The sequence below is a fragment of the Blautia sp. AM29-29 genome, assembly GCF_003480555.1.
In the GTDB taxonomy this organism is placed as follows: domain Bacteria; phylum Bacillota; class Clostridia; order Lachnospirales; family Lachnospiraceae; genus Fusicatenibacter; species Fusicatenibacter saccharivorans.
On sequence record NZ_QUJD01000011.1, the window covers coordinates 107,658 to 116,896 of the forward strand.

Annotated in this window: 9 protein-coding genes; 6 read left to right on the forward strand and 3 right to left on the reverse strand. The window is 46.1% G+C overall.

Features of this window, described 5'->3' with window-relative positions; translation table 11 throughout:
* Nucleotides 1–12 precede the first annotated feature (12 nt).
* A complete protein-coding gene (locus tag DW769_RS09895) occupies nt 13–435 on the forward strand; it encodes a flavodoxin (protein WP_022462753.1) in 423 nt (140 codons plus the stop codon).
* 93 nt (nt 436–528) lie between these two features.
* Here the strand turns inward: DW769_RS09895 and DW769_RS09900 are convergent, their stop codons facing one another.
* A complete protein-coding gene (locus DW769_RS09900; protein WP_022462754.1) occupies nt 529–1,683 on the reverse strand; it encodes a DUF4317 domain-containing protein in 1,155 nt (384 codons plus the stop codon).
* A gap of 275 nt (nt 1,684–1,958) precedes the next feature.
* Here DW769_RS09900 and DW769_RS09905 point away from each other — a divergent pair, with 275 nt between their 5' ends.
* The 4 genes from DW769_RS09905 to nadC all read left to right on the forward strand — a co-directional run bounded on the left by DW769_RS09905 (nt 1,959) and on the right by nadC (nt 6,698).
* Nucleotides 1,959–3,173 carry an AI-2E family transporter gene (locus tag DW769_RS09905; RefSeq protein ID WP_243001905.1) on the forward strand — a complete coding sequence of 405 codons (1,215 nt, stop codon included), beginning with the start codon at nt 1,959–1,961 and terminating at the stop codon, nt 3,171–3,173.
* A gap of 379 nt (nt 3,174–3,552) precedes the next feature.
* Nucleotides 3,553–4,461, forward strand: a complete 909-nt coding sequence (nadA, locus tag DW769_RS09910; RefSeq protein ID WP_022462755.1) for a quinolinate synthase NadA — start codon at nt 3,553–3,555, stop codon at nt 4,459–4,461.
* Between the two features lie 40 nt (nt 4,462–4,501).
* Entirely contained in the window at nt 4,502–5,878 is a 1,377-nt protein-coding gene (locus tag DW769_RS09915) for an L-aspartate oxidase (protein ID WP_117802553.1), read from the forward strand.
* Nucleotides 5,844–6,698 (forward strand): carboxylating nicotinate-nucleotide diphosphorylase, encoded by an 855-nt coding sequence (nadC, locus tag DW769_RS09920; RefSeq protein ID WP_022462757.1) that lies wholly within the window; start codon nt 5,844–5,846, stop codon nt 6,696–6,698. The genes DW769_RS09915 and nadC overlap by 35 nt, the downstream gene beginning before the upstream one ends.
* Before the next feature lie 141 nt (nt 6,699–6,839).
* Here nadC and DW769_RS09925 read toward each other — a convergent pair whose 3' ends face one another.
* Nucleotides 6,840–7,472: an SdpI family protein gene (locus tag DW769_RS09925; protein WP_118750326.1), complete on the reverse strand. Its 633-nt coding sequence runs from the start codon at nt 7,470–7,472 to the stop codon at nt 6,840–6,842.
* A complete protein-coding gene (locus DW769_RS09930) occupies nt 7,456–7,740 on the reverse strand; it encodes an autorepressor SdpR family transcription factor (protein WP_022462759.1) in 285 nt (94 codons plus the stop codon). The genes DW769_RS09925 and DW769_RS09930 overlap by 17 nt, the downstream gene beginning before the upstream one ends.
* 194 nt (nt 7,741–7,934) lie before the next feature.
* Between DW769_RS09930 and DW769_RS09935 the strand changes: the two genes are divergently transcribed.
* Nucleotides 7,935–9,116: an MFS transporter gene (locus DW769_RS09935; protein ID WP_022462760.1), complete on the forward strand. Its 1,182-nt coding sequence runs from the start codon at nt 7,935–7,937 to the stop codon at nt 9,114–9,116.
* Nucleotides 9,117–9,239: the final 123 nt, after the last annotated feature.

Below are 9,239 nucleotides of genomic sequence, written 5' to 3' on the forward strand. Positions count from 1 at the left end.
AGGATTTGAAACATGAGCAAAGTAGCAGTAGTTTATTGGAGTGGAACCGGCAACACAGAAATGATGGCACAGAAAGTAGCAGAGGGAGCAAAGGAGGCAGGCGCAGAAGTTTCTGTTCTGACTTGCGCAGATTTCTCTGCGGATGATGTAGATGCATACGATGCAATCGCTTTCGGATGCCCGGCTATGGGGGCAGAAGAGCTGGAAGATACCGAGTTCGAGCCAATGTTCTCCGCATGTGAATCCAAACTCTCCGGAAAGAAAATCGCTCTGTTCGGTTCCTATGGATGGGGAGACGGCGAGTGGATGCGCACCTGGGAAGAAAGCTGCAAAAATGATGGCGCCGAGCTGGTATGCGACAGCGTGATCTGCGCAGACGCGCCAGATGATGAAGCTGAGGCAGCATGCATTGCACTTGGGAAAGCACTCTGCTAAGCATAAATAAAAAGGAAGAAAAAGCGGCAGCCCTTTTGTCTGGGACTGCCGTTTTTTTTCGGACAGGGAGAAAGACTCGCTGTCATTTGGCTGTTAAAATTCGGTATCATCCGCATCGGATGGCCGTGACGGTTTTAAAAGAATTCCGTTGATTTCCACTTCATCGGCTGCCTCGATCAGAATATACGGTGTTCCGTCGATCGTACGGGTTTCGATGAGCTGGGCCTTTTCCGGGCTGACTTTGATGATAACATCCGGGGTGCGGATCTCGTAGTTCCGTGTACTGGCCACGTTCGAAGCAACGAAGCTTGCTTTCTCATCCGCAATGGATTCGTACTTCTCGTCGAACTCGTCAAGCTGTTCATTCGGTACGCCGCTGCTGGCGAGCAGACGTTTTACCTCGTGTTTATCGAGCACCACCGGTTCCGGATCGTCTTTCCGCTCTTCAATCATGGTATTTAAGTTCTCCTGAATGGTCATAACAGTAGAAAAATCACAGGCGGAATCGAGAGTTTCTTCTATAATAGACTGAAACGTTTCTTTCTGAGATTTCGCGGAAAGCGGCGCCTGACAGCCCAGAAAGTGGTCGAGAAAGTCCGGCTGATCCATCTCTGCGTTTTTCGTGAAATACAGCAGATTGTGGATATCCGTGTTGCGGTCTGTGAAGGCCGGGAAGAGAAAACCGTTTTCCGGTGCGCCGACCACCCAGTCCTGCACGCGGTTTTCAATCGTATTGTGGGACACATTGTAGCAGAGACCCGGTTTGTCGAGTTTTACCGGGCAGATGCTGCAGAGGATAAATTCATAGACGTAATCGGAAGCATCGTCCATATCCAGATTATCCGAAGCGCGTCCCGGTACATCGTAGGCACCATGAATCAGAATAATATAGTAGTTTTCCGGATAGAGATAATCCGCCATCACCTTTTCATAAAATTCATCAATCAGCGCTTCGTCCTTCAGCTCACTGTTGCGGAGTTTTAAGAGAAACTCCTGTGTGCCGCCCTCACTTTCCTGGGAGAGCGGGAACTCCATATTCAGCAGATTCTTTCCGATGGTACCGGAGAGGGTGCTTTTAAAAATCTTAAAATACTTAAACATTTCTTCCTCTTCGAGAGAGAGAAACGCTTCTTTTAATTTTGTCTTAATATTCTTTTCCGCATCCACATAGCATCCGCAGATTCGCGTGATCGCACAGTGGGATGGGGTAAACAGTTTTTTAATTTCAGCAATTTCCTTTTTGTTCATATAAAATGCTCCTTTATCAGCAATTTCGTATCTTAGACAAGTACTTTCTATTATAGACCATAGGGAAGGGAAAAGGCAAGAAAGAAAATGGCGACTATATCTTTTTACACTTTAAATATAATTTCAAAAATCTTGACAGAGGTACCGATTCTGTTATACGATTAGGTCTAATAAAGGGGAGTAATTTAAGTTTGAAAATTTGCGTTTGCAAGTCTTCCGATTATTCAGTTGCTTAAATGGATACGCATGAAATTAAGAAAAAGAGGAGAATGATAGTGGATATAAGTAAAAAATCTGTAAAAAAAATCCGGGAACTTATTGTGTTTACAGCATTTCTTGTGGTCGCACTGTGGAAGTTTAATGTGGTACTCGATGTGTTGAAAGCAATATGGGGGATCGTATTTCCATTTGTACTTGGCGGAGCGATCGCATTTGTGACCAACGTGCCAATGAGCTTTTTGGAAAAGAAAATTTTTGGAAGGGCAAAAAAAGAAAATAAGATAGTCGAAAAACTGGCAAGACCAATAAGCCTGTTCCTCACGATCGTATTTGCGGTTGGCGTGATTGTACTGGTGATGTTTGGTGTGATTCCGCAGCTTACGCGGACAATAGGAACCCTGATGATGAGTATCGCTGATTTTATTCCGCAGATGCAAAGCTGGATCCGGGAGTTTTCCCATAATAACCAGGAAATCATGAAGCTTGTAGATCAGGTACAGTTTAATCCGGATCAGGCGATCAAGTGGGGGATAAGCCTGCTTGGAAATGGTGCAGGAAATATGATGAATATCACAATGTCAGCAGTGGGTTCCATAGTTAGTGGATTGGCAGCCTTTTTTGTTGCATTTTCCTTTGCCTGCTATGTCCTTTTTCAGAAGGAAACGCTGCAGGTGCAGATTCGAAAAGTATTTTTCGCTTTTCTTCCAAAGGAAAAAGCAGATGCTTTTCTTAAAGTCTGCTCTCTGACTTATCGGACATTTGCAAATTTTCTTACAGGTCAGTGTCTGGAAGCCGTGATCCTTGGCTGTATGTTTGTTGTGATATTGAGCATTTTGAGGATGCCATATGCACTTTTGATCGGAGTTTTAATTGCGTTTACGGCATTGATCCCGATTTTCGGAGCCTTCATCGGGTGTGCAGTGGGAAGCTTTTTGATCTTTATGGTAAATCCGAAACAGGCAATTTTATTTATTATAGTATTTCTGGTGCTGCAGCAGATAGAGGGAAATCTGATCTATCCTCATGTTGTGGGTGAGTCTGTAGGGCTTCCATCGATTTGGGTTCTTGCAGCAGTTACGATCGGCGGAAACCTTATGGGAATTATAGGTATGCTTGTTTTCATTCCGTTGCTTTCCGTGTTCTATACTATTTTTCGGGAATTCGTATATCTGCATCTGAAAAAAAAGCATATCAAACAGGTGACAAAGACAGAAATAGAAGAAGATACGGCGGAAGAGATGGTAAATAGTGACATATCAGAGGTGAAATGATAGAATCCCGTCTTTGACAGCTGTATGGTGATAAAACGGTTACAAACCCAGTAAATATGGGTATTGTGGCCGTTTTTTTTGTAGATAATTATTCAACCGTCAAATTTACGGGTGTTTTTATAGCAATCTCGGAAAATAATGCAAAAATTCAGCGCAGCAGAACGTGAATTACTGCGTCACAGATTTTCATGTCTTAGACAAGTACTTTCTATTATAGAGCACGGGGAAGGGAAAAGGCAGGAAAAAAATGGACAATGGATATTACAACTGTCTTGTCACATGACAAAAGTTGTGGTATACTAAGCGCTAAAGTGTTAAAAAAATATCACTATTCAGGGTTCTGAATCGTTATAGTAAAAATAGGAAGGAAACAAAACCAATGGATACCAGAAGAGAAAAGCTGGAAGCATTAAAGAAAGAAAAAAATGCTGTCATCATGGCACACTATTACGTGCCGGATGAGGTGCAGGAAATTGCCGATTACATCGGGGATTCGTATTACTTAAGCGACATGGCGACGAAAGTGGACGCCAGTGTCATCGTTCTCTGCGGCGTTCGTTTCATGGGTGAGAGCGCCAAAATCTTAAACCCGGGCAAAAAAGTACTGCTCCCGGATCTGCATGCCGACTGCCCGATGGCTCACATGGCAGAGATTGAAAAAATCAAGGAAGTCCGGCAAGAGTACCCGGATGTGGCTGTCGTATGCTATGTCAATTCCACCGCGGAATTAAAAAGTCATTCCGACGTCTGTGTCACCTCCTCCAACGCAGTAAAAATTGTAAAAGAACTGCCGAACCACGACATCTTCTTTATCCCAGACGAGCATCTTGGTACCTATGTGGCTGAGCAGGTGCCGGAGAAACATATCATCTTAAATGACGGTTTCTGTCACGTACATGCTGCCATCCGTCCGGAAGCTGCAAAGGCTGCAAAGGAAGCGCGCCCGCAGGCAAAGCTTCTCGTTCACCCGGAGTGCAGAAGTGAAGTCGTTGCACTTGCCGATTATGTCGGAAGCACCGCAGGCATCATCAAATATGCCGAGGCAAGTAAAGATACCGAGTTTCTCGTTGCAACCGAGCTTGGTGTTTTCGCGGAGCTGAAAAAGCGCTGCCCGGATAAGAAGTTTTATGCAGTGGGAAATGCGCAGATCTGCCCAAATATGAAAAAAGTAACATTGGACAAATTAATAGAAGCACTGGAAAACGAGGAGAATGAAGTTCTGTTAAGCGAACAGGAAATTTCAGACGCACATGCGCCGCTGTTAAGAATGCTCGAGCTTGCAAAGTAACAAAATAAGCAGAACGCAGAAGCGGAAAAGAGGAAACGAAATGAAAAAGTATTATGATGCAGTGATTGTAGGATGCGGTGTGGCAGGATGCTTTACGGCACTTCATCTGCCCCAGGAAGCCGATATTCTGATGATAACAAAAGCAGATACCGAGGACAGCGACTCCTTCCTCGCACAGGGCGGTATTTGTGTTCTGAAAAACGAGAGCGATTACGATGCGTTCTATGAAGATACGATGCATGCCGGGCACTATGAAAATACGCCGGAATCCGTCGACATTATGATCCGTTCTTCCCGAAATGTTATCAATCAGCTCATTGCCTGGGGTGTGGATTTCCGTCGCGATGAGAACGGAGAACTCTGCTATACGAAAGAAGGCGCACATTCTACCAACCGCATCCTGTTCCACGACGATGTAACCGGAAAGGAGATTACGAGCAAGCTTCTCGCGCAGGTAAAAAAGCTGCCGAACGTGACGCTTCTTGCGCACACGGAAATGTGTGATATTCTTTCCGGCAAAAATGGCTGCGAGGGTGTTCTGATCCGGGATGAAGAAGGAAAGCTGGTTCCGGTTTATGCCAGGGATGTGATCTGGGCGTGCGGCGGTATTGGCGGAATTTATGACAATTCTACGAACTTCCCGCATCTGACAGGAGATGCACTTGCAATTGCGATCCACAGGAACGTAGCACTGAAAAATGTCAATTACGTACAGATTCACCCAACAACGCTGTATTCCCAAAAGAAAGGCCGCCGTTTCCTGATTTCCGAATCTGTCCGCGGAGAGGGCGCTGTTTTGCTCGATAAAAACGGTGAGCGTTTCACCAATGAGCTGCAGCCGCGTGACGTGGTATCCCGTGAGATTCACCGCCAGATGGAAAAGGATCACACGAAGCACGTATGGCTTTCCCTGAAAACGATTCCGCTTGATGTAAAAGAACGGTTCCCGAATATTTACCAGAAATGTCTGGAAGAGGGATATGATATCACAAAAGAACCGATCCCGGTTGTACCGGCCCAGCATTACTTTATGGGTGGCGTCAAGGTAGACAGCAATAGCGAAACGACGATGGATCATCTGTATGCAGCAGGTGAGACGAGCTGCAACGGCGTGCACGGTGCAAACCGTCTGGCAAGCAATTCTCTGCTGGAGAGCCTTGTATTCGCAGAGCGCGCGGCAAAGAAGATGGCTGCCGAATGGGCCGCAGAGGGTCTTGTAGAGAACGCAGACCGCAAAGAAACGGCAACGGAGCCGAAGGAAGATGAATGGAAGCTCCTTGCAAAACGGTACGATATTAGAAAAGAAGATTACCAGGATATGGAAGAATATGCAGAACGCTGCAAAGAGAGCATCTGGGATGCGATCAGAAAGGAAGACAAATATGAATCCAATCACAAGAACACTAAATGTGGATAATCTGCTGCTGTTGGCGCTGCAGGAAGATATCTCCAGTGAAGATGTAACCACGAATGCTGTCATGCCAGAAGCCTGCCAGGGAACGGTACAGCTTCTCTGCAAACAGGACGGCGTCATTGCCGGTATGGAAGTATTTGCAAGAGTATTTACGCTGCTCGATGAGAAAACCGAGATTATTCCGTATGTGAAAGACGGCGATGAAGTCAAAAAAGGCGATCTGCTCGCAACCGTAAACGGCGATATCCGTGTTCTGCTGTCCGGTGAGAGAACCGCGCTCAATTATCTGCAGCGGATGAGCGGAATCGCAACGTATACGAGAAGCGTTGCGAAGCTGCTCGAAGGTTCCAAAACGACCCTTCTCGATACCAGAAAAACGACCCCGAATATGCGTATTTTTGAAAAATATGCAGTCAAAATCGGTGGCGGCCAGAATCACCGCTACAATCTGTCCGACGGCGTTCTGTTAAAGGACAACCATATTGGAGCTGCAGGCAGTGTCACAAAAGCGATCGAGATGGCACGCGATTATGCTCCGTTTGTGCGTAAGATTGAAGTCGAGTGTGAAAACCTCGATATGGTCCGCGAAGCAGCAGATGCAGGTGCCGACATTATCATGCTCGACAATATGACTCCGGCGCAGATGAAAGAGGCGGTAGCCGTCATCAACGGCAGAGCAAAAACCGAGTGCTCCGGAAATGTGACAAAAGAAAATATCGCCACTATCCTCGACACCGGCGTAGACTATGTTTCCAGCGGTGCACTGACGCATTCTGCACCGATTCTTGATGTATCATTGAAAAATCTGCATCCAATAGAATAAGTATAAAAATAGGAATCATTTCCTTATAGATATAAAAATCGCGAAATAAAAAAGCTTCTGTTCCTCCCGGAAAAAGGGAAGAACAGAAGCTTTTTTAAACAGGAAACTTCGTTGAATTTTCTTATAAAAAATTCTCCGGGTTTAGATTCCTTTTTTAAACAGGAGAAAGGAATATCCGATCGGAATCAAAACCAGCGCTGCGATCGTGAGAAATAAAATCCATTCAAGCTGCAGAAAGCTGTTTACGATCATGGCAACGCCGCCGATGATCCAAACCCAGCCGGCGAGGCGGTGAGTGCGGTTCCAGTTTTCCTGACTGTGAAGGGTCCATGGAACCTTGATGCCGGTTGTGTAGTTCTGTTTGCATTTTGGCATGTAATTGCCGATGAGAATAAAGAGAAGGCCGACAATCCCATTGCTAACAAAACCGATATCAACTGCGATGCCGACTGCGTTTGCGTAGATGGAGCAGCAGACGATCAGAGAGGTTATGGGTATGATCCACAGAACAAGACGGATCATCTTCGGGCCGATGTTCTGCCGCTTCGGATCAGAAAAAGTGAGAACAGCGGTAAAAATCTGCAGAGCGGCAAGAAACAGAGGAATACCGATCACTGCCATCGTTTTGCTGCTCCAGCCGTTTGGAACATTGTTTGTGCCAAAATGGGTGGCAATGGTGTCCGGCATGCGATTCCAGAGCAGAAGTCCGATCACCATCGGAAAAAGAGAAATGAGTGTTGTCAGAATCAGTGTTGTTTTATATTTTTTCCACATCAGAAGTGCCTCCTTTGAGCTCTGAAATCCAGAGCATGATTTCTTCCAGGACGGAAGTGTTGAGTTCATAATAAATAAAATTTTTCTCCCGGGATTCCAGCACAAGGTCTGCTTTTTTCAGAATACCGAGATGGTAGGAGATGGTTGCACCTGCCATATCAAAGTGCGATCCGATCTCCCCGGCAGAAAGTCTTTCGTTTTTCAGAAGCTCCAGAATCCTTCGCCGGACAGGATCGGAGAGAGCTTTAAACGTTTCTGCGAATGCCATGGAAACCTCCTTTCCGGCAGTATGAATGCAAATTAATTAGAAATTCATCTAAATACTTTTTATCACAGGGAAAGCGAAAAGTCAATAAGCATTTCGAAAAAATTCCAAATAGTTTTATTGTTGATTTTGAGTTGCTATTTTCTGCAGAATACGCTACGATAAGGGAAAAGTTGTAGAAAAAGGGGGACAAAAACATGAAAAAACACCTGTCCGTGCGCTACGGCACGATTCAGGGCTGCTACTGGATGGGATACGCGGCACTGATGGGGTATGCCAGCGTTTATCTTCTTGAAAAAGGCTTCACAAACACACAAATCGGCCTTCTGACGGCAGTTGGCTGTATCGTGTCAGCGGTTCTGCAGCCTGCGCTGGCATCCTACGCAGATCGGCCGGAAAGCCCGTCCGTACGAACAATGCTCCTTGGAGCGAACCTGATTCAGCTTGTTCTTATCATTTCCCTTGCTGCAACGGCAGAAAGCAGTTCTATGGTGGTAAGGACACTGCTGTACGGCGCAAGCATTACGATGCTGATGCTGATGATTCCGTTCGTTAATTCTCTTGGTATGGAGACGATCCGCCAGGGAGAGGAACTTGATTACGGAATCGGGCGCGGCATGGGTTCCGTTGCATATGCGATTGCATCATGGCTGCTCGGCCGGCTGACCGCATCCTTTGGAGCAGACATGATTCCGATCTGGGCTATCGCACTGACCATTCTTTTCCTCATCTGTGTATTTCGCTTTCCGTTTAAAAAGGACAGGAAAAAAGCAGAAGCAGAAAAAGAAGAGACAGGAGCAGCCGGTCCGGTCGATTTTCTGAAACGGTATCCGTCCTTCGTGGTAGTACTGCTTGGCTGCATTCTGATCTTTATGTCACATAGCCTGATTAACAGCTTCAATTATCAGATTGCAATGGCAAAAGGTGGTGGCAGCGGTGAGATGGGAAATGCGATGACCATCTCTGCAGTTTCCGAGCTGCCAACGATGTTTCTGTTCGGCTATCTGCTGAAAAAGAAGAGCAGTGTTTTCTGGCTCCGTCTCTCCGGCCTGTTTTTTGTCCTGAAAAGCATAGGAACCTTCCTGGCCTTTAATATTCCGACATACTACGCTGTTCAGCCGTTCCAGATGTTCGGCTGGGCGCTGATCAACGTCGCCTGCGTCTATTACGTGGACGGCATCATGGAGCCGCAGGATTCGATTAAAGGACAGGCATATATGGCGATGACCATCACCGCAGGAAATGTAATGAGCTCCCTGTTTGGCGGCTGGCTTATCGATGCAGCCGGTGTTGGCGCGATGCTGATCTGCGCATCTCTTGCGGCCTTCATCGGCTGGCTGATTGTGTGCCTCGGTTCGAAAGAAGCAAAAACTGCATAGGAAAGATAAAAGAAAGCGCCCGAAACCGAACGTGGTTCCGGGCGCTTTGATATGCTCCCTTCTAGGTAGACAAGTGAAATAATAAAAACTTGTCACTTAGGAGGGAGCATATTTTATGTCCAA